This is a genomic window from Bacillota bacterium, from assembly GCA_036504675.1.
Classification (GTDB): Bacteria; Bacillota; Sulfobacillia; order JAJYWN01; family JAJZPE01; genus DASXUT01.
This window is the reverse complement of record DASXUT010000020.1, coordinates 1-25490: the sequence shown is the minus strand read 5'-3', so window position 1 is coordinate 25490 and position 25490 is coordinate 1. Positions and strand designations below refer to the sequence as shown.

Genomic DNA, 25490 nt, shown 5'->3' with positions numbered 1-25490 from the left:
TCCTCCGCCCGAAACGCTGAAGCTCAGTCGTCGTCTTCTTCCTTGGGCTGCGGGCCCACGAAAATGCCGATCTTCGGGAGGCCGACGAGGAGCGGAATACCGATGATCATGGCGCCCAGAGAGAAGATCGTCCGTTCCACCGGGGTCACGAAGGCCAGGACATTCCAGACCTTGGCCGGGATCTTGACGACCAGGATGCCGAGGTAGTTGCCGACCGCGGCCGCGGCCATGAAGCCGGCGTAGGAGGCCAGCCAGATGGCGACGCCTCGACCCACGGGGTTGTCCTTCTCCAGCAGCCTCGCTCCCCAGAGAGCTCCGACCAGACCGATGACGATACCCGAACCGTAGACCACGATCGGGAAGAGGACGGCCTGCTGGCCGATGGCGGTGGTGAACCAGAGGAGGGTGAAGAGGGCGATGATGGCCACCGGAGCGACCCAGTTCTTACGAGATATGAAGCCGGCAACGAGGGCGTTGGTCGTCCCGATGATGAAGGTCCCCATGCCGAGCCAGGCGATGTGCGGGGCGAGGATCTGACCGATGAACTGACCGATGGCGGCGCAGACGGCGCCCGGGATAGGACCAAAGAAGATTCCGGCCAGGGGAAGTAGAGCCGCGCTGACACTGAAGGTACCACCCGTGCCGATCAAGGGAATCGAGGGGAGTAGGTTCGCTACCGCGATCAGGGCCGCCCAGACGGCGATTACCGCGGGGTGGGTCGTCCCAAGGTACTTTTTGAGTCCCGCTTCCCGGCCGGTAACAACAGGATTGGTCATGGCTGCTCCTCCTTTTATCATTGGGCCGTCGACTCCCGAGAGGCCGGCAGCTCTTTCACCACGCCTCCTCCCCGCCGCGGTCATCCGGGAGTTCGACTTTCAAAGGTTTGGCCAGAGAGCCAGCGCATTCTGTCCAAGAATCCTCTGGAGCGCCGGCGATTCCAGACCCACTTGCCCGACCCGCATCAAGGCCACCCGCGGGTCTTCCCAGGGGAAATCGGAACCGAAGAGGAGACGGTCAGGCATTTCCGCGGCGGCCACCCGCACGGCGACAAGGTTCACGGCCTCGGAGGTATCGAGGTAGACATGGTCCAGCCGGCGGGCCCCGTCGATGACCGGGATCCAATGGTCCCCGCCAAGGTGGCCGATGACGATGGGGACCGCCGGGTACCCTCGGGCGAGGGCCAGGACCTGCTCCAGGTCGTCCGCATCCATCGGGTAGTCCCCATGGATCCATACCGGAAGCACCGGCCGAGGGGCGTTTGATAACGCCCGGAGGACGGGCTCAAGCCGCTCGACCCGACCGTGGAGACCGACGGTCTCACCGACGCCCCACAGGCCGAGGTCGCGGAGGTGCTCGAGTTCATGGGCCACGACCTCGTCGGGCAGATGGAGATCGAGTTTCCCGAGGGCTCCGATTCGGCCGCTGGAAGCTTTTACGGCCGCCGCCAGCCCTTCGTTGATTGCCCATAGGCGGTCGGCACCGTAACCCGCCTGCGCCCCTGCCCGGGCGATGCGGTCCATCCCCAGGCGGGCGGTGGCCAGGTCGGTGATCGTCTCGCCCTCGGCCAGGCCGGCCGAACAGACTACCGCCCGGTCGACACCGGCCGCGTTCATCCCTTCAAGGAGCATGGACAGGGGCCGGGTCAAATGGACATGGCCGTCAATGATCATCGGGGTCCTCCGGCGACGATGGGGGTTAGTTCTGGGGGACCTTCCCGCCCAGCCGGCGGAGGACGGCCTCGCCGAGCTCGGGGACGCGGAGGACGGTTTCCGTCAGACCGACGGCCCCATTCAGCTCGGAGGCGACCTGGGTGATCTGGGGCGGCGTGATGTAGGTCTGACGGAGAAGGTCGGGCCGGGCGAAGACGTTGCGAGTCGTGTCGTCCATGAGGATGCTGCCGTTGCCCATGACGATGACCCGGTCGGCGTACTCGGCGACGAGGGCCATGTGGTGGGTGACGACGACCACGGTGTGGCCCGATTGATGGAACGCACGGGCGATATCCATGATCTGATAGCAGCCCCGATAGTCCTGTCCGCTGGTCGGCTCGTCGAGGATGATCAGCTCCGGCCGCATGGCCAGGACTGAAGCGATGACCACCTTGGCCCGGTCGCCCTTGCTCAGGGCCGGAGGGAAGCCCTCCCGGTTGCCTTCAAGTCCCACATAGGCGAGGGCGGTCTGGACCCGTTCCTCGATATCGGAATCCGGGAGGCCGAGGTTCTTGGGTCCGAAGGCGACCTCTTCCCGGACGGTCTGGGCGAACAGTTGCCGGTCGGGGTTCTGGAGGACAAAACCGACATGGGTGGCGATGTCCGCCACCTTGGCCCGCCGGGTGTCAAAGCCGTGGACGACCACCCGCCCGACGGCGGGCGTCAGCAGCCCGGTGATGTTCTTGAGGAGGGTCGATTTGCCCGCGCCGTTCTGTCCGATGATCCCAACAAACTCGTTCCTCCGGACACTGAAGTTGATCTCACGGAGAGCCGTGAAGCCGCCGGGGTAGGTGTAGGTGAGGTTCTGGACCTGAATCACCGGTTCTTCCACTGTCTTCACTCCTTGGCTGACAGAAGCTGGGTAACGGCTTCCACGGCGTCGGACTTGAGCACCGGGCAGGCCGGGAGGTTCACCCCACGCTCGCCCAAGTACGAAGCCAACTCCGAGACCTGCGGGGGCCTGATCCAGGTCTCGCGCATCAGCTTGGCGTCGGAGAAGATGACCTGAGGACGGTCACAGGCGACCATCCTGCCTTCCTGAAGGACGACCACCTTGTCGGCGAAGCGGGCGATCTCCTCGCTCTTGTGGGTGGCCATCAAGATGGTCATCCCATGCCGCTCCTTGAGCTCCTGGATGACCTCGAAGACCTCGACCGTCCCGACGGGGTCCAGTTGCGAGGTGGGTTCGTCGAGGACCATCACCTCGGGCAACATGGACAGCGCCGCGGCGATGGCCAAACGCTGCTTTTGCCCGCCGGAGAGGGCCGTCGGGGGCCGATCCTCGAACCCCTCGAGCCGGACGACCTTGAGCGTCCAGCCGATCCGCTCGATGATCTCTTTGACCGGATGGCAGAGGTTCTCCGGGCCGAAGGCGATCTCGTTGCTGATCTTCGTTGTGAAGAGCTGCGTCTCCGGATCGTCCAGGACCATCCCGACCTTCTGGGCGAGCTGGGAGGTGAAGCTCGTTTGAGTGTCGAGACCGGCAACGGTGACCCGGCCCTTCAGGCGGCCGCCCTGCGAGTGGGGGATGACCCCGTTGAGGCACTGGCACAGAGTGGTCTTGCCGGAGCCGTTGGCGCCCATGATGGCGACGAACTCGCCCCGCTCGACTTCCAGGTTGATGTCGGTCAGGACATAACGCTTGGTCCGGGGATACCGGTAAGCCAGGTTCTCTATTTTTACCAGGACGTCAGACACTGGTACGTCCCCTCTCTACAGGGTGAAGTTGGCCAAGAGCGTGGCGGCCGAGTAGACCACGAGGACGCCGGCCGCCACCCAGTCCATCGGACGCATGGCGATATCCTCGACGTAGGAACGCTTGTCGAGGGCCCCGAAGGCCCTGGCGTCCATGGCCACGCCCATCAACTGGGCCCGGCGCATGGCCCCGATGACCAGGGGGACAACCAAGGCCGGATAGGCCCTCATCTTCTGCACAATCGTCCCCTTCTCGAAGACGGTGAAGCCCCTGAGGCGCTGGGCGTCGATGATCACACCGGTCTCCGTTTGGAGGGTCGGGATCATGTTGATGGCCGTCGTCGCGGTATAGGCGATCCTGTAGGTCATCCCCATCCTCACCAGGCCCAGGGCGAACATGTGAATGGGCGTGGTCATGGTGATCAGGGGGAGCAGACAGACCAGGACGAGAAGACGGAAGCAGATCAACAGGCCGAAGAGGAGCCCCTCGACGGTGATGGTCCCCGAGCCTCCGAGGAGCGGGACGACGTCGGGGATGATCGGATGGACCAGAACCCTGGTGCCTGGATAGAAGAGGGCCTGGAGGATGGTCAAGAAGACAAAGAGGCTGAGGAGGAACTTGAAGTACGAGGCCACCGCTTTGAGGGGTAACCGGGCGCTGGTCCAGAGGGCCAAGATGGTCGCAAAGATGATGGCGATGACGAAGAAGTTCTCAACGATGAAGATGACGACGGTCAGCAAGAGAAGGATGAGGATCTTGACCCGGGGGTCGAGCCTATGGAACAGAGACTCCCCGGGATAGTACTGAATGAGGGTCACCTATCCGGCCTCCTCTCCTGGATGGGAAAAACACTGCTACGTGCCAAATGGTGGAGCTTATTCCTCTTTTCCACGGGACTTCGGTGAAGTCCTTCATGCTTTTAAGTAGGATTAAAATCTTTTCAGTCACGTTAACAATAAGCCGCCTAGCTGGCAGGAAATCCATCCAAGGCGTGGAAGGTCTTTCCCACCATGAACACTGGAAGAGACTTGCCGAAGAAGGTTGATACGGTGGTCATCGGCGGGGGCGTCCTGGGTTGCGCCGCCGCCTACTACCTGGCCAAAGAGGGCCTCGAGGTGCTCTTACTGGAGCAGCGGGAAATCGCCTCCGGAGCCTCAGGCGCCAACCTCGGTCAGACCTCCGTCTTGGACCGCGAAGCCGATGCCCACCTGGCGCTAACCCTCAAGAGCCTTGAACTCTATCCCGGTCTCTCGGACGAGCTGGGGGTGGACCTGGAGTACGAGGTCACCGGCGGCAGCTATGTCCTGACCACGGAGGCTCAATTGGAGACGGCCAAAGGCCTTCTGGCGAGGCAGGCCCGGCGGGGCGTGGCCGGGTCGATCCTGGGCCCCCGAGAAGCCCCCGCGGTCGAACCGTTTATCTCTCCTGATGGCCTGGTCGGCCTGGCTTACTGCCCGCTCGAGGGGAGGCTGAACCCGCTTCGGGTCACCCTTGGGTTCGCCGCCGGCGCCAGGAAGAACGGAGCAACCATCGCCGAGCATACGCCGGTCCGGGGTTTCAAGCTGGACGGCCAACGGGCCATCGCCGTCCTCACCGACCTTGGCGCGGTCCGGGCACGCACCTTCGTCAACGCCGGCGGCGCCTGGACGGGGAGCATCGGCCGGCTGGCCGGCCTGGATGTCCCCGTGCGGTTTCACCGGGGGACGGCCATGGTCACCGAGCCGGTGCCGCCGACCATCCGCGGGCCGGTGGTCGGGGCCGGCTTCCTCACCCCCGCCACGGCCAGAGAGACCCGCCGAGTCGGGCTGGCCCTGAACCAGGCGGCCAGGGGCAGCGTCATCCTGGGGCAATACACGGAGGAGTGCCAGGACCACCGGGCCGCCCTGGACAACGCCGGTCTCAAACAGGTCGCCGAGAGGGTCCTGCGGCACTTCCCCGGCCTGGCCAAGCTGAACATCGTCCGCGCCTGGGCGGCCGTAACCCCTTACTCCGACGATGGTCTGCCGTTCTTCGGCTTTCGGCACGAGGTCGACAACCTGCTCTTCTGCGGCTCCTTCAAAGGGGCGTTCACCACCGCTCCGGCGGTCGGCCGAATGGTCGCCGACCTGCTGGTCAGGGGACGAACCGGCCATCTGGTCGGGGGGTTCTCCCCGGAGAGGTCTTAGGCCGCGTGGGCAGGAAAGGCCCTTGAGATCAGGAGGCGTTTTACATGCGGGTTTCCAACCACCCCATCCTGGGACCAGGCGAACAAGAGGAAAGCGTGGCCATCATCGTCGACGGGCGTCCCGTCCGGGCCGCGGCCGGCGAGCCGATCGCCGCGGCCCTCCTGGCCGCCGGAATAAGGGTCTTTCGCCTGACCACCCGGAGGGGCGAACCGCGCGGGCTGTTCTGCGGGATCGGGCGGTGCACCGATTGCGTCATGACCGTCGATGGGGAACCCAACGTGCGGACATGCGTCACCCCGGTTCGCGACGGGATGGTCATCGAGACCCAGCGCGGTGAAGGCAGGTGGCAGGGTAATGAAGCGGACTGAACTGGCCATCGTCGGCGCGGGTCCGGCGGGCCTGGCCGCCGCGGTGGAGGCCGCCCGGTGCGGGGTGAAGGTCACCCTGGTCGACGAGAACGGGAAGCCCGGTGGTCAGCTCTTCAAGCAGATTCACAAGTTCTTCGGTTCCCGCGAACATCGGGCCGGCACCCGCGGCTATCGAATCGGCCTGGACCTGCTCGCCGAGACTCAGGAACTCGGCGTCAAGGTCTTGCTGAATCGGGCGGTCTACGGCGTCTTTGAAGGGAACCTTCTCGGCCTGTCGGCCCCCGACGGAATTGAGGAGCTGCGGGCCGACCGGCTCATCCTGGCCACCGGGGCCAGCGAGAACGGGTTGGCCTTTCCCGGGAGCACCCTACCCGGGGTGATGATGGCCGGCGCCGCTCAGACAATGGTCAACATCCATCGGGTCCTGCCGGGGCATCGTTTCCTGATGATCGGCTCCGGGAATGTCGGCCTGATCGTCACCTATCAACTCCTGCAGGCCGGGGCGGAGGTGGTGGCGCTGGTCGAGGCCGCGCCAAAGATCGGCGGATACGGGGTGCATTCCTCAAAGGTCCGGCGGGCGGGCGTCCCGATCCTGCTCTCTCACACGATTAAGGAGGCCGGGGGTGAGAGCAGCGTCGAGCGGGCGGTCATCTGCCGCCTTGACGAGCCGTTCAACCAGGTGCCCGGGACCGAACAGATCCTCGATGTCGACTCGATCTGCCTGGCCGTTGGTCTTACGCCCCTGACCGAGCTGGCCCGGATGGCCGGCTGCGAGTTGGGTTACTTCCCCAAGCTCGGGGGGTTCGTCCCACTCCACGATGACGACATGATGACCACCGTCGATGGGATTCACGTGGCCGGGGATATCACCGGGGTCGAGGAAGCCAGCACGGCCATGGAGGAGGGACGGCTGGCCGGCCTGGCCGTGGCTCAGTCGGTCGGGAGACTCGGCTCGGAGGAGGCCGAGGTAAAGAAGGGTCTGGTCAGAGAGAGGATCGCCGCCCTCAGGACCGGCCCCTTCGGTGAACACCGACGCCTGGCTAAGGCCGAGTTGGTAAGGACGTTCGCGGCCGGGCGACCGACGCCGGACAGAGAACCCGAGGTTGGAAAGGCGGGTGTCGGCCGTTGACCGAAAAAGGCGTGGCCTACGACGGCTTCCCGTCCTCAGAAGAGCTCAGCCGCAGCCGGCGGGTCCCGCCCCGGGAGCGGATGGCCCGTGGTCCGCTGGCGGTGATCGAGTGTGTCCAGGAGATCCCCTGCAATCCTTGCGAGAGCGCCTGCCCGCGGGGAGCGATCACGGTCGGCAGGCCGATCACCAACCTGCCCCGGTTGGACGATGACAGATGCACCGGGTGCGGCCAATGCCTGGCCGCCTGCCCTGGTTTGGCGATCTTCGTCATCGACCTGTCGAGGGCCGGGGACGGGGGCGCGGCCGGGCGGGAGCCGACGGGTGAAGCCCTGGTTTCCTTCCCCTACGAGCGTCTCCCGTCGCCGAGTGTCGACCAGATGGTCATGGCGACCGACCGGGCCGGCCAAGGCATCGCGGCCGGCAGGGTCGTCAAGGTCAGGCGGGCCAAGGCCTTCGACCAGACCGCCATTGTCACCCTGGCCGTGCCGGCAAGGCTGGCCGGCGAAATCCGCGGCCTTGACCCTTCCTCGATCAGGCCCTCGGAGGCAGTCATCCGACCCGGTTCCCCAAGGGAGGTGCGGCCGACATGAGTGACGATCTCGTCATCTGCCGGTGCGAGGAAGTCACCAGAGAAGAGATCGAAGAAGCCATCCGCGATGGGGCCCGGAGCGTCGACAGCGTGAAGCGACGCACCCGAGCCGGCATGGGGCTTTGTCAGGGGAAGACGTGCGCCCGGATGGTCGCGCAGATGATTTCTCAGGCGACCGGCACACCGCCGGCCGAGATTGCTTGGCCCAACTCAAGGCCGCCGGTGAGGCCGATAAAGGTGGGTGACCTCGCCGCGATGCGCGGCGGCGGGAGTGCCGACGCCGGCTAGAACGGATGGAAGATGAAAAGACGGCCCCTCCTGTCGAGAGACAGGGGGGGCCGTCCCAATGTACCTCCGGATCGGATGCCACCGGCTACTTCTTCAGCTTCAGCAGATTCTTCATGACCTCGATGGCCTTTGCCAGCTGTGGGTTGGTCGGGTCGTCCAACTTGATGATGGGTTCGCCTTCTTTGGGCGTCGCCATCTTCACTTCGTAGTCCGGGGTCAGGCCGATCTTGTCGACCGGCTTCTCGTTCCTGGTCAGGTAACGGGCGGTGGTTATCTTCACGCCGGTATTGCCTGGCTGTGGGAAGATGGTCTGCACCGACCCCTTGCCGTAGCTCTTCGTCCCGACCAGGGCCCCCATCCCGGCGTCCTGGATGGCCCCGGCCAGGATCTCCGATGCGCTGGCCGAACCCTCATTGATGAGGACCACCACGGGGATCTTCAGCCCTGGCCCGGGGGCCGTGGCCGTCTGCTTGTTGCCGGATCGATCGACCTGGTGGATGATGGGTCCGGAGGGCAGGATCTGGGCGGCGATCTCCTCGCAGGTCTGGAGGGACCCACCCGGGTCGTTGCGGAGGTCGATGATCAGCCCGGCCATCCCCTGCCCCTTGAGGGTGGTCAGGGCGTCGGTGAAGGGCTTGGTACTATTCTCCGAGAACTGGGTGATCCTGATGTACCCGATCTTGTCGGAGAGTAGCTTGGAGTAGATCGATTTCAGCTCGATCTGGGCCCGGGTGATCACCTTGTCGAACGGCTCGCTGACCCCGGTGCGGAAGATGGTCAGGGTGACCTTGGTTCCCGGAGTGCCGCGGATGAGATTGACCACCTCGTCGGTGGACACGCCGACGATATCCTTCCCGTCGACCTTGATGATCTTGTCCTTCGGCAGGATGCCGGCCTTCTCGGCCGGGGTGCCTTCGATTGGCGCGATCACTTCGATGTAGTCGTTGCTCGAGTAGACCTCGACCCCGACTCCGGCGTAGGTGCCGCTCGTGTCGATGAGCAACTCGTTCATGGCCGTCGGACTAAGGTAGTAGGACGGCGGGTCCTTGAGGGCGGCGACCATGCCGGTCTTCGCCCCCTCGACGAGGGTGGCGTCGCTGACCTGGTCGACGTAGCGGTCCTTGATCAACTGCATGACCCGGTAGAGTTGGTCGAACTGGGCCATGTCCCCGGGCAGTTGAGGCCGGACGTAGTCACGGACAAGGGGGATCTGGCCGGTAGCCAGAGCGAACGTCCCGACGTTGGTGCCCAGGATGAGGACGACCATCCAGATGACGGCTTTTCTCCGGGAAACCAAGCAGCTCACCGTCCATTTAACAGGGCCGCCCTTGACTGGGCGGCGATGAATTTTCTGACTGGGTACCCTATAAGTGTACCATATCGCCTGACGGGCGGCCAATAGGATAATTATGTGCCATCTGGCGTGCAAGAATCAGTAAAGCCGGGGCCTTGGAAAAGGCATGCCCCGGCTTTTGCCGTCCAGTCGCGTCGCGCTGCGAAGACACCGGTGTTGAACCTAGGTGACAAGCCTGTCCGCCCTACCTGGCCGGAAGCCAGCTGGTCGGGCTGACCGGGTTGCCGTTCACGCGCACCTCAAAGTGGAGGTGCGGCCCAGTCGACCAGCCGGTGCTGCCTACGTAGCCAAGGAGTTGGCCTTTCTTGACCAGATCGCCTTCCTTGACCTGGAGGCGGTTCTGCTGATGGGCGTAGAGGGTGACCACCCCGGCGCCGTGTTCGATCATCACCATGTAGCCATAAACCGAGTTGTAGCGGGCCATCATCACCCGGCCGGACTCGGCCGCCTTGATCGGCGTGCCGCTCGGCGAAGCGATATCGATGCCGGTATGCAGTCTGCGGGTCCTGAGGATCGGGTGGTAGCGGTAGCCGTATGGGGAGGTGATCCGCGCCGGGGGAACCGGCCAAGCTAGGCTGATCTGGGAGCGGTCGGTGGCCAGCCCGGTTTCATTGCTGTTGGCCCGGATGAAGTCGGCCAGCTCGTTAGAGGCCTTCTCGAGGGCTTCGAGGTCGTCCTCGAGACCGTTCTCGAGGGTGGCCAACTCCTTGAGGGCCTTCTGCCGTTCCGACTCGCTGTCGTCCAGGCTGGCCTTCTTGACCTCGGTCTGCTTCTTCAGGCCGGTCAGCTGGGCCTGCTTGTCCTCGAGGGCGGCTTTCTTGTCGGAGACCAGCTGGCGAGTGGTCCTGATCTGGCCGTAGATTTCGACGTCCTTGGCGATGACCTGACTCAACAGGTCGAAGCGGTTCAGGAAGTCGGAGAAGTCCCGGGAACCGAGGAGGACCTCGAGGTAGTTGACGCTGCCGTTCTCATAGAGGGCCCGGACCCGGGTATCGATGAAGCCGCGCCGCTTGCCGAGGTCGGCTTCGGCTACGCTCAGTTCGGCCTGGGCCTGGGCGATGTCCTTCTCGGTCTGAGTCATCTGCTTTTGCAGGCTGACCAGGTCCCGAGAAGTCCTTTGCAGTTGGCTGGTAATCCGGTTGATCTCATTCCGGACCTGGTTCTTTCGGGATTGGACCGTGCCGAGCTGTCTTTGCTTGTCCTGAATCTGCTGGTTGATCTTATCCAGCTGGTCCTGGGCGTCCTTGACGTTGCCGGTGCCGGCGCCGAAGACGGTCGCCGGGGCGAGGACCATGGCGGCCAGGACGAAGCCGGCGACGAGACGCTTCAGGCCTACCACCCGCGCGCCCGTGGCCGGGAGCTTCAGGTCGCTCTGGCGCTTCGGACCGGCCGGCGACGTGGTCATCGGGCAAAACCTCCGTGCAGGGTTGATGTACCTCCGTGTCGGGGCCTCAGACTCTCAGGAAGCGGCGCAGTGACATCGCGCTTCCGATGGCCCCGATGGCCACACCGGCCGCGACGATGAGGATGGTCAGATTCAGGAGCAGTGGCTGCTTGGGTAAGATGGGGATGAACGGCAGGCTCTTCTGAAGACCGTTCCAAGCCCATGTGTAGCAGATCCAAATGGTCACCGCGGTGACGACTGCGCCGAGAGCCCCGAGGAACATCCCCTCGCAGACGAAGGGCCAACGGATGAAGGTGTCGGTCGCCCCCACCAGCTTCATGATGCCGATCTCGCGGCGGCGGGCGAAGACGGTAATCCGGATGGTGTTCGAGATGATCATGACCATCGCCAGGAAAAGGGCGACCATGATGACCATCCCGGCCACTCGAATGCCCCTGGTGATCCGGAAGAGCTTCTCCACCAGCTCTTGTTTGTAGGTCGCCCGGAGCACACCGGGCAGTTCGGCGACGGCCTCGGCGGCCGGCTTGATGGCGTCGGGTTTGTCCGTCTTGATTTCGAAGGAGCGATAGAGCGGGTTCTGCTCCTCGACCTCGGCGAGGAGGCCGGGGTCGTTGGCAAAGACCGCCTTGAGCCGGGTAAGGGCCTCTTCCTTGGAGACGAAGGTCACCTCGGTGACCCCGGGGACCGCCTTGAGCCGGGCTTTGAGGGCGTCGACCGCCGGCTGGGCCAGGTCATCCTTGATGAAAGCGGTCACTTCGACCTGCTTCTCCGCGGAGCTGGCGATGTGGTCGAGGTTGACGGCGATCAGGCCGAAGATCCCCACGACGAGCAGAGAGAGGGCGACGGTCAGGATCGAGGCCAAGCTCATCAAGGCGTTCTGGCGAATGCTCCGGAACGTCTGCTTGACCCCGAAACGGAGGCTAGTTAGCTTCATGGGCGTAGACCCCTTGGGCTTGGTCTCGGATGATCCGCCCATGCTCCATGGCCACGACTCGCCGCTTCATCGCGTTGACGATGCCCTTGGCGTGAGTAGCCATGATGACGGTCGCGCCGTTGCGATTGATCGCCTGGAGGAGGTTCATGATCCCCCAGGAGGTATCGGGGTCGAGGTTGCCGGTGGGCTCGTCGGCGACGATGATCGACGGGCCGTTCACCAGGGCTCTGGCGATGGCCACGCGTTGCTGTTCGCCGCCGGACAACTCGTGCGGAAAGGCCTTCATCCGGTCCCTCAATCCGACCAGCTCGAGGACGGACGGGACGCGCTTGCGGATCTCGCGTCGCGGCGCCTCGGTGGCCTCCAGGGCGAAGGCCACGTTGTCGAAGGCGTTGCGGTCGGCCAAGAGCTTGAAGTCCTGAAAGATGACCCCGATGGTCCGGCGGAGCAGGGGGACGGAGGAACGGCGAAGCCGAGCGACGTTCTTGCCGTGGACGATGACCTGGCCGCGGCTGGCCGTCTCTTCCCGGTAGAGCAGGCGGATGAGGGTGGATTTGCCGGCCCCGCTGGGACCGACGATGAACACGAAATCGCCTCGTTCGACGCCGAGGTTGATGTCCTTGAGGGCGACGATGTCGTTGGGGTAGACCTTCGTTACGTCAATGAACTGGATCAACCTGGTAACCCCTCCGAAGCAGTGGCGTCGGGCAACCGCCCAGCGGTCGCGGATTATGTCTTGATGTGCTTATGTGAAGCGGCGCGGTTAGCGGTTGTACGGCTCTCTTCGACGGGTTTTGTCAGGTTTCCTCCTGGGTTTTGTCAATTATGTCAAAGCTTCGCCAAGCGGTAACAAATAGCCGCTGGTCGGATGACCAGCGGCTCGCTTGGAGGGATTATTGTCTAGTTGACTTTCGCTCGCAAATCGTTGGGTTCCTGGGTCTCTCGTGCTTAGGTCACCGGGGCTGAATGGGGATCTTCTTCGGCCGGTGTTCCTCGGACTTGGGCAGGGTGATGGTCAGCAGGCCGTCGTGGAAGGTGGCCATCGCCCGGGCCGGGTCGATCAATGTCGGCAGCTGGACCGTCCGTGAGAACTGGCCGAAGTAGCGCTCCTGCCGGTGATAGTGGCGTTCCTTGTCGGCTTCCTGCCGGGCGCCTTCGGTCTGGCCGGCGATGGTCACGCTGTCGGTGGTCACCGACAGTTCGATCTGGTCGCGGGTGACCCCCGGAACTTCGGCCGTGATCACCACGTCCGCATCGGTCTCGTGCATGTCGATGGCCGGGTTCCAGCCCCCTCGCCAGCCACCTTCCGGCCACCGGCTGAGGGTCTCGGTCCAGAGCCGGTTGATATCGTCGCGGAAGCTGGCCAGGTCGCGGAAGGGTTCCCAGCGGGTGACGTTGGGCATGACAGGTCGATCCTCCCTTGTAGAGATTCGACCATAGCATGCCGCCTGGGAACGGGGCTATGCCGGCGCCTGGGCCACGGCGGCCGGGAGCCCGCGGCCTCGCCGCGGCCCCGCGCCCTACCGCGCCTTGCGGGCGACGGCCTCCCTGGCCGCCTTGACGATGTCGGGAGCGGTCAGGCCATAGGCCGCCAGCAGTTCATCGGGCGTGCCGGACTCGCCGAAGGTGTCTTTCAGGCCGACCCGCACCAGCGGGGCGGGCAGGTTCTCGGCCAGGCATTCGGCCACCGCCCCGCCGAGCCCGCCGATGATCGAGTGCTCTTCGGCGGAAACGGCCGCCCCCGTCTTCCTGACCGATTCGACGGCCGTCCGGACATCGAAGGGCTTGATCGTGCTGACGTTTACCACTTCGGCTTCGAGGCCTTCGCCGGCCAGGCCGGCGGCGGCTTTGAGGGCCTCGGCGACCATCACCCCGCAGGCGAAGATGGTTACGTCGCGGCCCTCCCGGATGACGGCCGCCTCGCCGACCCGGAACTGGTAGTCCGGGCCGAAGAGGGCGGGCACCCCGACCCGGCCGAAGCGCAGATAGACCGGGCCATCGAGGGCCGCGGCCGCGCGGACGGCGGCCTTCGTCTCGGCGGCGTCGGCCGGGACGATGACGGTCATGTTCGGCAGGACGCGCATCAGGGCGATGTCCTCGACCGACTGGTGGGAACCCCCGTCCTCGCCGACGGTGAGGCCGGCGTGGCTGGCCCCGATCTTGACGTTCAGCCGCGGGTAGCAGATGGAGTTGCGGACTTGGTCGAAGGCCCGCCCCGTGGCGAAGACGGCGAAGGTGCTGGCGAAGGGGATCTTGCCCACCGTCGCCAGGCCGGCCGCCGTGGCCATCAGGTCGGCCTCGGCGATGCCCATGTTGAAAAAGCGACCCGGGAAGGCCTTGCCGAAGACGGCCGTCTTAGTGGACTTGGAGAGGTCGGCGTCCAGGACGACCACGTCGGGGTTCTCCCGCCCGAGCTCGGACAGGACCTCCCCGTAGGCATCGCGGGTTGCCGTCTTCTTGGCCTGGGAATCGAGAGTGACGAGGGCCTTCACTGACCGGCCCCTCCCTTCGCCGGCCCGCTCGCCGGCCCCTTGGCCGTCTCGCGCAGTTCAACGAGCGCCTTCTCGGCCTGTTCCGGAGAGGGCGCCTTGCCGTGCCAGTCGGCCTCGTTCTCCATGAACGAGCAACCCTTGCCCTTGACCGTCCGGGCGACGATCATCGTCGGTCGGCCGGACGTCTGCTTGGCCTCTTCGACGGCCTTGAGGATCTGCCCGAAATCGTGGCCGTCGATCTCGATGACGTGCCAGCCGAAGGCCCGCCACTTCTCGGCCAGCGGTTCCGGCGAAAGGACCGCTTCGATCGGGCCGTCGATCTGCAGCCCGTTGTGGTCGAGGAAAGCGGTCAGGTTGTCGAGCTTGTAATGGGCGGCAGCCATGGCTGCTTCCCAGATCTGACCTTCCTCGCATTCCCCGTCGCCGAGGACCGCGTAGACGCGGAAGTCGCGGTTGTCCAGCTTGCCACCGAGGGCCATGCCGTTGGCGATGGACAGCCCCTGCCCGAGGGATCCGGTGGAGGCGTCGACCCCGGCCGTCTTGCGCATGTCCGGATGGCCCTGAAGGTGAGAGTGGATGCGGCGGAGCGTTTTCAACTCTTCGACCGGGAAGTAGCCCCGCTCGGCCAGGGTGGCGTAGAGGGCCGGGGCGGCGTGCCCCTTGGAGAGGACGAACCGGTCCCGATCGGGCCATTTGGGCCGTTGGGGATCGATTCGGAGGACCCCGAAGTAGAGCGCGGTGAGGATGTCCGCGGCGGAGAGGGATCCTCCCGGGTGGCCGGACTTGGCCGCCGCGGTCATCTCGATGATGTGCCGTCGGGTGGCCCTGGCTTGTTCCTCTAGCTGACGATAGTCTGTCGTCTTAGGCGACCTCCCTTACTGGAGACGATGGGCCCCTTGCGATTGGCCTTTGCTGGTCATCAGGGGCGCGCGGGCGATCGCGGCCGGCCGCGTTCGGCCAGCACGGCCCAGGCGAAGCGCGGCAGGGAGCCGAGAATTCGACGGGCCCGCTTGGGTTCGCGGACCAAGCGATAGAGCCACTCGACGTGAAGCCGTCGGAAGGTCGGGGGCGCCCGGCGAGCCCTCCCGGCCAGGACGTCAAGGGACCCGCCGACGCCGATCCCCACCCCCACCCCGGTCTCGCCCAGGTGGGCGGCCAACCATCGTTCTTGCTTCGGCGCGCCCAGGGCGGTCACCAGCAGGTCGGCCCGGCTGCCCCTGATCTGCTCGATGATCCCGGCTTCGTCGGCCGGCCCGAAGTATCCGTCGTGAAAGCCGGCCACGATCAGGCCGGGATAGTCGCCGGGTAGGCGGCGGGCCGCTTCGGCGACGGTCTCCGGATAGGTACCGAAGAGGAAGACCCGCCAGCCGGCCTCGGCGCCGGTCGTGAACAGCTTTAGCAACAAGTCATAACCGGCCACCCGCTCGGGCAGCGGCCGACCCAGGATCCGCGAGGCCAGGACGACCCCTGAACCGTCGGCCACGGCCAGGTCGGCCCGGTTCAGGATATGGGCCAGGGCTGGATCTTGCCGAGCGGAATAGATGACCTCGGCGTTCGGGGTGACGATCATCCGGCCCCCGGGTTCGCGCCCGGCGGCGTCGCACCCGGCCACGTCACGGGCCGCCCGGTGTTCCTCGACCATCCCGCGGACCAGGGCGGCCGCCCCATCGAGGTCGACCCGGTCGATGAAGACGCCGAGGATATCCACCCGGTCGCGGGCCTTGTCCCGCCCCTCAGTCATCTCGGACACCTCCGGACGACGCGCGTCCGATGATCACCCGGGAGGTCAACACCGCGCTGTCCTCGGCCCGTTCGCGGAGTCCCCGCAAGCGTTCACGGATCTCCTCGCCGGACGCCACCCGGTCGGCCCAGGCGCGATCCAGACGGCTGATGACCTCACTCAGTCGCAGGTCCTCAGTGGTCCCCACCGGCTCCTGCCCGAGCGTCCGGAGGAAGGCATCAACCTTGGGATCATAACTCAGACCGACCATCGGCGTCCCGGCCAGGGCGGCGAAGATCAAGGCGTGAAGCCGCATCCCGATGACGAGGTCGAGGCGGGAGTAGACGGCCAGGAGCTCTTCCACGCCGTAATGCCGCTCGAGGACCGCCGCCGGGCGACGCATCTGCTCCCGGATCTGCCGGCAGACCCGCCAATCCTCGGGGTGCTGCATGGGGATGAGAACGATCTTGGCCCCGGTCTGCTCGGCCAGGTGATCGGCGGCCTTGGCCAAGACGGCCTTGTAGTCGGCGCGACCCAGCCACTCCCTGGGGGACAGGCCGATCAGCGGCCCATCGGCCGGGGCCTGGGCCTCCCGCAGGATCATCTGTCCGTCCCTGGCGCCGGACCGGGCCAAGCTCAGGACGGGGTCGGCGGTGACGTGGATGGGCGGCCTTTTCACCCCGAGGCGGTCCAGCTCATTGGCGGAGGCGTCGTCACGGACGGTAATCAGGTCGCACCGGTTGAGGATGGTCCGGGTCAGCCAGCGGGCGCCGGTCGAGTAGAGAGGGCCGATCCCCTGCCCGTAGACGACGACCTTCCGGCCGAGGGCTTTGGCCAAGTAGATCAGGCCCAGATAGTAAGGCACGGTGAACTGGCTGGTGACGTCCTGCAAGAGGCTGCCGCCGCCGCTGATCAGGGCCTCGGCCCCCCTCAATTCGCGGTAAATGGCTGGCAGGTCGGTCCGGCCGACACCGCGGACGCCGTGCTCGGAAGCGGACCTTTCGGGGTCGCCGGAAAGGACCACGAACTCGTAGTCCCCGTGCCGCCGAAGGGCCCCGATGATGGCCGTCAGCATGGCCTCGTCGCCGGCGTTGCCGAAGCCGTAGTACCCCGAGATCACCACTTTAGGCACCACGGCCACCTCCGAGTCGGTCTCGGAGCCAGCCGGCCAGGGGGTCGATGACAAAGAGGGCGACCACACCAATGGCGTACCCAAGGACGAGACCGTTCATTCCACGGAAGAGGGACAGGGCGAAGGGCGTCCGCAGGTGCTCGAAGGAGTTCACCGCCGACACCTGGCCGATGCTCCCGGCCAGGATGAGAAGGTAAACCAAGGGACGGTAGCCGCGAAGGGCGGCCCAGGCGGCCAGGATCATGGCCGGGTGGCCGATGAGGAACTCCTTCGTCCGCGGCCTGGCCACCAGAAGGCGTTCCAGCCCGGAGCGGAGGTTCAGCTCGAACGAGCTGACGGCGAGGCCGGAGGTGTTGCCGGTCCGACCGATGTAGATGTAGCCGGCCACCGCCGCCAGGAGAAGGATGACGACGTGCTTGGCCCGGACCTGGGTCCGAAGGAAATGAGCCGCCTCGACGATGACGTCGCGCGGCGGGCCGGAAACGTCGGGGCGGCGCCGCCTCGGTGGCTGGGTCGCCCCGGCGCCGTGGTAAGCCAGATAGATCAGGGACAGGAGGAACATCGGGACGATATGGACCAACTTCACCCCGCGAAAGTACTCGAATTCGAGGAGGTAGCGGATATCGCCGAGGAGGGCCCCGATGAAGACGGCGCCGGCCAGAGAAATGGCCGTGGCCGTGAGCAGCGACAGGGTGGCCACGCCGAGCGTCGTGGTCAGGGGGAGGTTACCACGATAGCGCGACCAGCGCTTCAACGGGTAGGCCGTCCCGACGGTCGGGAAGATGAGCGCACTGGCCAGGGCCATGGCCTGGATCCCGAGCCCGCCGCCGCGGGCCCCGGGGAAGACGAGGTCGGCAAAGAGGGCGCCGAGCACGGCCAGGAGCAAGAGAGCCAGGCCGGTCCGGGCCCGCAGGGCGACGATGTCGAGGAGGAGCAGCCAACCGCCGGCGGCGACGCCGGTGACGATGAGGGCCGCAACCCACCGCGGGACGTGGATTTCGGCCAATCCGGCGGCCGGCCCGACGCGATAGTCGCTCTGGACCAGACCCTCTTTGGTCAGCCGGACGTGATCGAGGTTGATCTTCCGAAGGTCCCCGGGGGTCTTGAGGAACGGCCGCAGGTACATCACCCGGATGTTCCGCTCTTTGGCCGAACGGACCCACCGGTCCTGCATCTCGGCGGGGGTGATCTTGTCCAGTTCCTTGCGGGAGATGGCGTAGACGCGGGCAGCGCGGTAGCTCACCAGTTTGGTCAGGTCGGACAGGCCGGCCTGCGGGACCAGGGACAGCTGGACCGGGGTCTCGATGAGGCCGAGGGTCAGGCGGTTCGCGGTCAGCCCGCGGGCGGTGGCCTCGAGATTGTTCGGGTAACCCAGGACCTCTTTCCCGGCGAAAATGACCGTGCCGGCTCGGCCGTCCTTGGCCAGGGCGGCCAGCTCACGCTCGATGTCCTGAGAAGTGGCCCCGGGGTAGTTGGCCAGGCGGGGGGCGGTCCGGAAGCCGAGGGAAGCAAGGTACTTGTACTCCTCCGACCGGGGGCCGAGGCCGATCACTTCCGCCGCCGCCACTTGCCGGCGCACTTCGAGCATGGTCCGACCAGCTCCCAGGTCGATTGAGGTAGTTACGTCGGGAGCGACGCGACGGCGCAACTCGGTCGCCACGCGGTCGATGGTCGCCGGGTCCGAGGAAAGGACGTAGGTGTATTCCCCGCGCAATCGCCCTTGCGCGGCCATCTCCGAGAGGACCGGGTCAGCCTGCCCTTCGGTCAGAGCCATCGCCGCCAACTGGCCGCCGGGCCAGTAGCCCAACCGTCCATCGTTGCGCAGTCGCTCGATGGTGTCCTCGGGGATGGCGATGGTCCCGAGGCCGCTCGCCCTAAGGTCGACGAGGAGCGGCTCGATCGCGTAACCCTCGGTGCGGGCGAGGTTCTGGATCTCGTCGTAGTCCATGATCAACTCGACCGTGCGGTTCTGACGTTCGACGGCCATCCTTTCGGCCAACTGGTAGCCGGCGGCCAGAAGGCCGAGGACGATCAGGGCCGAGGCCGCCAGACGTAGGTTCCGCCAGGTTTTCGAGGTAGACGTCAAGAGGGCTCACTCCCTCCGCGGACCCCGGTCCCCCGGGGTCCGACGAACAGGCCGACCGCCGCGGCCAGGACCAGCCCGGTGATGAGGCCCAGGATCAATCCATTCAAACTGCGGATGAGGGACAAGGGATACGGGGTGTGCAGATGGGCGAAGGAGTTGACCACCGAGACCTGGCCGACCACGGCCAGGAGGGAAAGGGCGAGGATGACGGCCTGGTTGGCCCACGGTCGGAAGCCCAGGAGGACGGTGGCCGGCTGGCCGATTAGGAACTCCTTGGTCCGCGGCCGGGCCTCGAGGAGCCGGTCGAGCAGGACCCGCAGGCGGCTCTCGGCCCGGGTCACCGGCAGGGCTGGGAAGTTGCCGCTCCGCCCCAAGTAGACCAGGCCGAACAGGCCGGCCAGACCCAGCCAGAGGGCATCGCCGAAGGACAGCGGGTGCTCGACGGCCTCGACGGCCCGTTGGATGGCTCGCCCTTCGCCGGCCGTCTCGGCCAAGAAGGCCAGGGCCACCAAGAGGAGAGGAAGGACGAAGGCGAACTTCACCCCGCGGAAGAGGGACAGTTCGAGAATGTAGGCCGGGGAAGCCAGGAGGGCGGTGACGACCGTCCCGCCGGCGATCGACAGGGCGGTGATCGTCGTCGCTTGGCCCAGGGCGCTGCCGAAGCCGGGTCGGAACCGCCGTTCAAGGATGGCCCGGAGCAAGATCAGGACGCCCCAGGCCGAGTAGACTACGGCCGCCACCAGGGCCAGGAGTTCGAGCCACAGGGCCGGCAGTCCGGCGTAGGTCGCCGCCCCGGCCGCCAGCCCGCTCGCGATCAGCCACGGCCACCGGAGGCGAGCAGCCCCATGGATCAGCTCCTCGAAGACGGCCCAGGCCGCCGCGAGGACGCCCCAGCCGATCAGGAAGGCCGGACCGCGGGGCAGGGCAAAGGGATGGATGGGGGCGGCCGCCCCGGGGCTGAGGCCCGAGCGGGCGAGCCCGTCGCGGAGGGAGGCGGTGAAGTCGGCGGCCAGACGGCGCATGGTCGGCGCGTCGGCGCTCGGGTACATGAAGGGCGAAATGATCAGGAGGCGGTAGGCACGGTCCTTGGCGGCCAGGAGGTTGTCCTCGGGACGGGCGTCGGGGGTGACGGCGGCCGCCTTGACGGCGCGGTAATCCATCGCGTGGACGATTTCGCCCAGGCCCGCCGGCCGCTGACCGCGGACCACGCCGACGGCCCAGCCCAGGTTCTTCAGGCGGGCGGTGGTGGCCGCCAGCCCACCGGGATAGCCCAGGGCTTCATCTTCATTGAACAGGACGACGGTCGCCGGCCGCCCGCTGACCGCTGTCTCGATCTGGGTGATGATCCGCTCGATGCCGACCGGCCCGGGACGCCCGTCGTTGGCCAGGACGGGGATGACCCTCAAGCCGGCGACCCGGGCCGCAGCGAAGTCGGTCGGCCAGTAGCCGGCGAGGGTGGTCAGGCTCACCGTGGCCCGCCCGGTCCTCGGGTCGGAGGGACCCTCCTCACGGGTGACCCCCTTGATGATGACCACGCGGGCCTCGCCGAACTGGAACCAGCCGGTTCGCGCCTGCCCGAGACGCCGGGCCACGGCGGCCTGCACGCTCTCGGCCAGGCCCGGCTGGGGGGTGATGACGTAGGTCGACCACGGGTCATGGAGGCCGCTCGCCTTGAGGGCTTCGTAGAGGCCGTCGCCTCGGCCGACCAAGGCCTGGTTGGCCAGCTCCGAGCCGTCCAGGACCCCGGCTTCGCCATAGTCCTTGACCTCCTGAAGGGTCCGCTCGTGGATGATGAGCGACGTCAACCCGGCCGCCCGCAGTTCCTTGAGCAGGCCGACCGGGTCGAAGTTGAGGGCGTTGGCCGAGCGCAGGACCTCGTCGTAGTCGACGGCCAGGTCGACCGAGGGGGACCAAGAAACAGCCGCCTGGCGCCGGTAGACGGCAACCCCTGAGGCGATTATCGACGCAGCCACGGCGACGGCCAGCAGGATGGCGGAGAAGCGTTTGGAAAGCCAGTTAGAGGGCATTTGGTGAGCCTCCGGCGTCAGGTCCTTCCTCCTATTCTACCACCCGCTGGGAAAACCCTTTCGGGCATGGCTGTGGAGCTTGGTCGCCGGGCGGGACGCGCGGGCCTCGGGCCGGGCCCGCGGGGCGGGTGCGCGGTAGACAAATAAAGCGGCGGGCCTCGTTGTGCCCGCCGCTTGACTCACGGCTTGACCCGCCGCTTTACTTCTTGCGCCTTACTTGATCACGAACGTCCCCCGGACCATCAGGACCAGGTCGTTCACGGCCTTGAGGCCGCGGCCGTCCGACCGCGGGATGAGGAGGAGGTGGTTGGCCACGATGGCCTCGCCGAGCTTCAGGTCCTTGCCGGCGGTGAGGTCGGCCACCCCGCCGGAAGTGGCGATGGCCGTGGCCTTCCCGGCCCGGAGGATGATCTCCGCTCCGGCGTCGGCGATGAGTTGCTGCCCCGCCGGCACGCTCACCACCTGCAGCCCGACGAACTGATCGACGTAGCTCTTGGTGACCACCGGGTCATCGGCCGTCCCGGGCTGGGCTCCGACGCCCTGAGCCTGGGCTCGGCGGCCAAGGGCGAAGCCCCCGAAGAGCAGGGTCACGGCGAGGGCCACGGCCAGGAGGGTCAGGGCGACAGGTCTGACGCGACTTTGGATCAAGGCGCTCTCTCCTCACTATCGGATGATGGGCGCACCGCGGGCCCGCCCAGGCCCCCGAGCTAGCGACCGATGCCGCGGGCGACGATGACCAGGTTGCCCTGGTTCATCTGGACCTCTTTGGCCTCGAGCGGGATGGGGAACTTGTACATGTCGATGAACAGGTCCGGGCCGCCGATGAGCTGCATCACCTTGCTGATCAGGCCGGCCGGGAGTTCCTGGTCGTCGATGGCGAGCTTGAACAACTCGAGCCCGATCTTGCCCCCGTCCTTGACGACGAAGCGGCCCTCGCTGACGACGAAGTAGTCCTTGCCGCCAAAGGTCAGATAGCCGCCGGCGACCACCTTGCCGGGTTCGATCACCAGACGCGGGTCCTTGACCCCCTTGACGTCGGCCATCACGTACTGCTTGAGGTTCTTCTCGCTGATCGTCAGCTTCACATCCACGCTGGAACCGCGATTGACGGTGATCTTCTTGGCCAGGAAGTCGCGCAGGTTCACCTGGACCTGGGAAATGGTCGCCGTCAGCTGGTCGATGACCAGTCCGGCCGATTGGACGTTGGTGCTCTCGATGGTGATCTGGTCGAACCTTCCGGTCAGCATCTTCAGGGACGGGTAGGCCTTGAGCTGTACCTTGAAGTCACCCGGACCGAGGGCCGAGCGCAGCCCGCCGGCCACCCCCCGGGCGATGACCGAGGGCAGGACCAATTCGGTCACGAGGGCCAGGGCGAGAAAGAAGACCACCGTGAGGACAATGATCCTTCTCATGGGAAGGCACCTCCCGCTCCATCCTCGTCGGGGCGATCTCATCAGGGCCGTCTCGAATGGTCCAGGACCGATAGGCTAGGCCGGTGAACCAGCCTTGGTCGTCTTCTGAAGGTAGGCGTAGATGAAGGGGTCGATCCCCCCATCCATGACCGCCTGCACGTTGCCGATCTCGACCGCCGTCCGGTGGTCCTTGACCAGCGTGTAGGGCTGGAACACGTAGGAACGGATCTGGTTCCCCCAGGCGATCTCGGTCTGCACCCCGCGGATCGAGGCCAGTTCCTTGGCCTGCTGCTCCTCCTTCGCCTCGACGAGCTTGGAGCGGAGCATCCGGAGGGCGGTCTCCTTGTTGGAGAGCTGTGAACGCTCGGTCTGGCAGGCGACGATGAACCCGCTCGGGAGATGGGTGATGCGGACGGCTGTCTCGACCTTGTTGACGTTCTGCCCGCCCTTGCCGCCCGAGCGGAAGGTGTCGACCTTCAGGTCTTCGGGCCGGATCTCGATGTCCCCGTCGTCCTCGATCTCCGGGATGGCGTCGAGGGAGGCGAAGGAGGTGTGGCGCCGGCCGGACGAGTCGAAGGGCGAGATCCGCACCAGGCGGTGGACGCCTTTCTCGGCCCGCAGGTAGCCATAGGCGTTGTCGCCCGAGACGACGAAGGTGACGCTCTTGATCCCGGCCTCTTCGCCGGGGAGGATGTCGACGATCTTCACGTCGTACCCGTGGCGCTCGGCCCAGCGGGTGTACATCCGGAGGAGCATCTCCACCCAGTCCTGCGACTCGGTTCCGCCGGCCCCGGCGTGGAGGGAGACGATGGCGTCGTTGGCGGCGTACTTGCCACTCAGCAGGGTGGCCACCTCGGCCCGATTGACCGCCTCGCGGAGGGCCTCGGCGTCCTTCTGCAGGTCGGCCTCGATGGCCGCGTCCTGCTCCTCCCGGCCCAGCTCGGCCAGGATCGCCAGGTCCTCATGCCGCTTGGCCAGACCGTGGACTCTGTCCACGTGCTCCCGGAGGCGGCTGAGCCTGGCCACCACTTTCTGGGCCGATTCCTGATCGCTCCAGAAGTTGGGCTGCCCGGCCTGGGTCTCGAGCTCGCCTATCTGTTTCTCTTTGTCCGGGAGATCAAAGTGAATCCCTCAATTCTTCGATCTTCCGGCCGCTCTCGGCCAGCATGCGGTCAATGTCTTCGTAAGGCACCGGAATCATCACCTCGTTCTGTCGTTGGGGGCGTTGGGCTGTCGCTCAAGCGTCTTTCCCACAGCACTTCTTGTACTTCTTGCCGCTGCCGCAGGGGCACGGGTCGTTGCGGCCCGGCTTCTTGCCGACGACGATGGGCTGCTGCGGCCCCTCGGCTCCGGCCTCGGCCGCCCGTGGGGCGTCGGCCGGGGCACCGCTGGCCGCGGCGGCCTTCTTAATCGCCGCCGAACCCGCTTCAGACCCGCCGGCGCTGAGGGTGATCTGCCGACGTTGTTGCGGCTTCTGGACGACGTTGACCCGGAAGATGTAGCGGACCACGTCTTCCTGGATCGACCGGATCATTCCATGGAACATGTCGTAAGCCTCGATCTTATACTCGACGAGCGGATCCTTCTGGGCGTATGCCCTCAGGTTGATCCCCTCGCGGAGGTCGTCCATGGCGTCGAGGTGGTCCATCCACTTCTGGTCGACCACCCTGAGCATGATGTACTTCTCGAGGTCGCGCATGGTCTCCGGGCCGATCTGCCGCTCCTTCTCGTCATACAGGCGGTTCGCCGCCTCGAGGATGGCTTCCTTAATCTCGTCGCGGCTCATCCCCTGGAGCTCGTCGGCCTTTAGGAGCTTGCCGGGGAGGATGTTGGCCTCGACGTACTCGAGCATCGCCCCGAGGTCCCAGTCCTCCGGGTGGACCTTGGGGTCGGCATAGGTGTCGATGACCCCGTCGACCAGCGAGTCGAGCATGGTCGCGATGTTCTGCCTGAGGTTCTCCCCGCGCAGGACCTGCTTGCGCTGCTCGTAGATCACCTCGCGCTGCATGTTCATGACGTCGTCGTATTCCAGGACGTGCTTCCGGATGTCGAAGTTCCGGGCCTCGACCCGTTTCTGGGCCGTCTCGATGGACCGCGTCACCAGGGAGTGCTCGATGGGGATGCTGTCGTCCATGCCCAGGCGGTCAAGGATGCCGGAGATATTGTCCGCGCCGAACAGGCGCATCAGGTCGTCTTCGAGAGACAGGTAGAAGCGGGAGGAGCCGGGGTCGCCCAGGCGGCCCGACCGGCCGCGCAGCTGATTGTCGATGCGCCGGGCCTCATGCCGCTCGGTACCGATGATGTGGAGGCCGCCGACCTCAACCACCCGGTCATGGGCCTGGCGGGTCTCCGCCGTGGCCTCCTCCAGATATCCAAGGTACTCCTGGCGCGCCTCGGTCAGCGCCGGGTCGGTCGGCGGGATCTTGTCCGAGATGGCCGAGATGACCTCGTCCGTGTGGTCCTTCTGGCGCATCTTCTGGCGGGCCATGAATTCCGGGTTGCCGCCGAGGAGGATGTCGGTGCCGCGGCCGGCCATGTTGGTGGCGATGGTCACCTGGCCGACCCGGCCGGCCTGGGCGATGATCTCGGCCTCTCGCTCGTGGTGCTTGGCGTTCAGGACCTGGTGAGGGATGCCCTTTTTCTCGAGCATCTTCGCCAGCCGCTCGGACTTCTCGATCGAGATCGTGCCGACCAGGACCGGCTGGCCACGGTCGTAGAGCTCCTCGATCTCGCCCACGACGGCCTCGAACTTGCCCTTTTCGCTCCGGTAGATCGTGTCCGGGTGATCCTTGCGGATGATCGGCCGGTAGGTCGGGACAATGATGACGTCCATCCCGTAGATCTTCCGGAACTCTTCTTCTTCGGTGGCCGCCGTGCCGGTCATCCCGGCCAGTTTCTTGTACATGCGGAAGTAGTTCTGGATGGTGATGGTCGCCAGGGTCTGGGTCTCCTGCTCGATCTTGACCCCCTCTTTGGCCTCGACC

General features: G+C 66.1%; 24 protein-coding genes and 1 pseudogene. 5 read left to right on the top strand and 20 right to left on the bottom strand.

The window, feature by feature from the left end:
• Positions 1-23: 23 nt before the first annotated feature.
• The 5 genes from VGL40_01605 to VGL40_01585 all read right to left on the bottom strand — a co-directional run bounded on the left by VGL40_01605 (position 24) and on the right by VGL40_01585 (position 4223).
• Positions 24-776: an ECF transporter S component gene (locus tag VGL40_01605; GenBank protein HEY3313966.1), complete on the bottom strand. Its 753-nt coding sequence runs from the start codon at positions 774-776 to the stop codon at positions 24-26.
• A gap of 99 nt (positions 777-875) precedes the next feature.
• On the bottom strand, positions 876-1670 hold the full coding sequence (locus tag VGL40_01600; protein ID HEY3313965.1) for an amidohydrolase family protein: 795 nt from the start codon (positions 1668-1670) through the stop codon (positions 876-878).
• A gap of 25 nt (positions 1671-1695) precedes the next feature.
• Entirely contained in the window at positions 1696-2541 is an 846-nt protein-coding gene (locus tag VGL40_01595) for an ATP-binding cassette domain-containing protein (GenBank protein HEY3313964.1), read from the bottom strand.
• A 5-nt stretch (positions 2542-2546) separates the two neighbouring features.
• A complete protein-coding gene (locus VGL40_01590; GenBank protein ID HEY3313963.1) occupies positions 2547-3407 on the bottom strand; it encodes an ATP-binding cassette domain-containing protein in 861 nt (286 codons plus the stop codon).
• A gap of 15 nt (positions 3408-3422) precedes the next feature.
• A complete protein-coding gene (locus VGL40_01585) occupies positions 3423-4223 on the bottom strand; it encodes an energy-coupling factor transporter transmembrane component T (GenBank protein HEY3313962.1) in 801 nt (266 codons plus the stop codon).
• Positions 4224-4415: 192 nt separating this feature from the next.
• Between VGL40_01585 and VGL40_01580 the strand changes: the two genes are divergently transcribed.
• The 5 genes from VGL40_01580 to VGL40_01560 are packed head-to-tail and all read left to right on the top strand — an operon-like array spanning position 4416 to position 7944.
• On the top strand, positions 4416-5570 hold the full coding sequence (locus tag VGL40_01580; protein HEY3313961.1) for an FAD-dependent oxidoreductase: 1155 nt from the start codon (positions 4416-4418) through the stop codon (positions 5568-5570).
• Between the two features lie 44 nt (positions 5571-5614).
• The gene (locus tag VGL40_01575; protein ID HEY3313960.1) at positions 5615-5938 is read left to right on the top strand and encodes a (2Fe-2S)-binding protein; all 324 of its coding nucleotides are present in this window, start codon (positions 5615-5617) and stop codon (positions 5936-5938) included.
• A complete protein-coding gene (locus VGL40_01570; GenBank protein ID HEY3313959.1) occupies positions 5925-7067 on the top strand; it encodes an FAD-dependent oxidoreductase in 1143 nt (380 codons plus the stop codon). The genes VGL40_01575 and VGL40_01570 overlap by 14 nt, the downstream gene beginning before the upstream one ends.
• A complete protein-coding gene (locus VGL40_01565; GenBank protein HEY3313958.1) occupies positions 7064-7657 on the top strand; it encodes a 4Fe-4S binding protein in 594 nt (197 codons plus the stop codon). Before VGL40_01570 ends, VGL40_01565 begins: the two co-directional genes overlap by 4 nt.
• Entirely contained in the window at positions 7654-7944 is a 291-nt protein-coding gene (locus VGL40_01560; protein ID HEY3313957.1) for a (2Fe-2S)-binding protein, read from the top strand. Before VGL40_01565 ends, VGL40_01560 begins: the two co-directional genes overlap by 4 nt.
• Before the next feature lie 85 nt (positions 7945-8029).
• On the opposite strand, the gene VGL40_01555 is transcribed toward VGL40_01560, so the two are convergent.
• From VGL40_01555 to VGL40_01485, 15 genes and pseudogenes are all read right to left on the bottom strand, one after another.
• Complete coding sequence (locus tag VGL40_01555; GenBank protein ID HEY3313956.1) at positions 8030-9241, bottom strand: S41 family peptidase; 1212 nt, start codon at positions 9239-9241, stop codon at positions 8030-8032.
• A 241-nt stretch (positions 9242-9482) separates the two neighbouring features.
• Positions 9483-10703: a peptidoglycan DD-metalloendopeptidase family protein gene (locus VGL40_01550; GenBank protein ID HEY3313955.1), complete on the bottom strand. Its 1221-nt coding sequence runs from the start codon at positions 10701-10703 to the stop codon at positions 9483-9485.
• A 46-nt stretch (positions 10704-10749) separates the two neighbouring features.
• Complete coding sequence (gene ftsX / locus VGL40_01545; protein HEY3313954.1) at positions 10750-11637, bottom strand: permease-like cell division protein FtsX; 888 nt, start codon at positions 11635-11637, stop codon at positions 10750-10752.
• Positions 11624-12313, bottom strand: a complete 690-nt coding sequence (ftsE, locus tag VGL40_01540; GenBank protein HEY3313953.1) for a cell division ATP-binding protein FtsE — start codon at positions 12311-12313, stop codon at positions 11624-11626. The genes ftsX and ftsE overlap by 14 nt, the downstream gene beginning before the upstream one ends.
• A gap of 277 nt (positions 12314-12590) precedes the next feature.
• Entirely contained in the window at positions 12591-13040 is a 450-nt protein-coding gene (locus VGL40_01535) for an Hsp20/alpha crystallin family protein (protein ID HEY3313952.1), read from the bottom strand.
• A 117-nt stretch (positions 13041-13157) separates the two neighbouring features.
• Positions 13158-14129 carry a transketolase family protein gene (locus tag VGL40_01530; protein ID HEY3313951.1) on the bottom strand — a complete coding sequence of 324 codons (972 nt, stop codon included), beginning with the start codon at positions 14127-14129 and terminating at the stop codon, positions 13158-13160.
• A pseudogene (locus VGL40_01525) lies at positions 14126-14977 on the bottom strand (transketolase). The gene VGL40_01530 and the pseudogene VGL40_01525 overlap by 4 nt, the downstream one beginning before the upstream one ends.
• A gap of 71 nt (positions 14978-15048) precedes the next feature.
• A complete protein-coding gene (locus VGL40_01520) occupies positions 15049-15870 on the bottom strand; it encodes a WecB/TagA/CpsF family glycosyltransferase (GenBank protein HEY3313950.1) in 822 nt (273 codons plus the stop codon).
• Positions 15863-16981, bottom strand: a complete 1119-nt coding sequence (csaB, locus tag VGL40_01515) for a polysaccharide pyruvyl transferase CsaB (GenBank protein ID HEY3313949.1) — start codon at positions 16979-16981, stop codon at positions 15863-15865. Before csaB ends, VGL40_01520 begins: the two co-directional genes overlap by 8 nt.
• Positions 16974-19067, bottom strand: coding sequence for a DUF5693 family protein (locus VGL40_01510; protein ID HEY3313948.1), 2094 nt, complete (start codon positions 19065-19067; stop codon positions 16974-16976). Before VGL40_01510 ends, csaB begins: the two co-directional genes overlap by 8 nt.
• The gene (locus VGL40_01505) at positions 19064-21094 is read right to left on the bottom strand and encodes a DUF5693 family protein (GenBank protein ID HEY3313947.1); all 2031 of its coding nucleotides are present in this window, start codon (positions 21092-21094) and stop codon (positions 19064-19066) included. The genes VGL40_01510 and VGL40_01505 overlap by 4 nt, the downstream gene beginning before the upstream one ends.
• Before the next feature lie 213 nt (positions 21095-21307).
• Positions 21308-21742 carry a hypothetical protein gene (locus VGL40_01500; GenBank protein HEY3313946.1) on the bottom strand — a complete coding sequence of 145 codons (435 nt, stop codon included), beginning with the start codon at positions 21740-21742 and terminating at the stop codon, positions 21308-21310.
• Positions 21743-21801: 59 nt separating this feature from the next.
• The gene (locus VGL40_01495; protein HEY3313945.1) at positions 21802-22506 is read right to left on the bottom strand and encodes a DUF2993 domain-containing protein; all 705 of its coding nucleotides are present in this window, start codon (positions 22504-22506) and stop codon (positions 21802-21804) included.
• Between the two features lie 75 nt (positions 22507-22581).
• Positions 22582-23674 (bottom strand): peptide chain release factor 2 gene (gene prfB / locus VGL40_01490; GenBank protein HEY3313944.1). Its coding sequence is split into 2 segments (ribosomal slippage): positions 22582-23625 and positions 23627-23674, totalling 1092 coding nucleotides; the frame shifts between segments, so codons are not numbered across the junction.
• Positions 23675-23743: 69 nt separating this feature from the next.
• Positions 23744-25490, bottom strand: a 1747-nt coding sequence (locus tag VGL40_01485) for an SEC-C metal-binding domain-containing protein (GenBank protein HEY3313943.1), incomplete at its 5' end; no start/stop codon positions are given.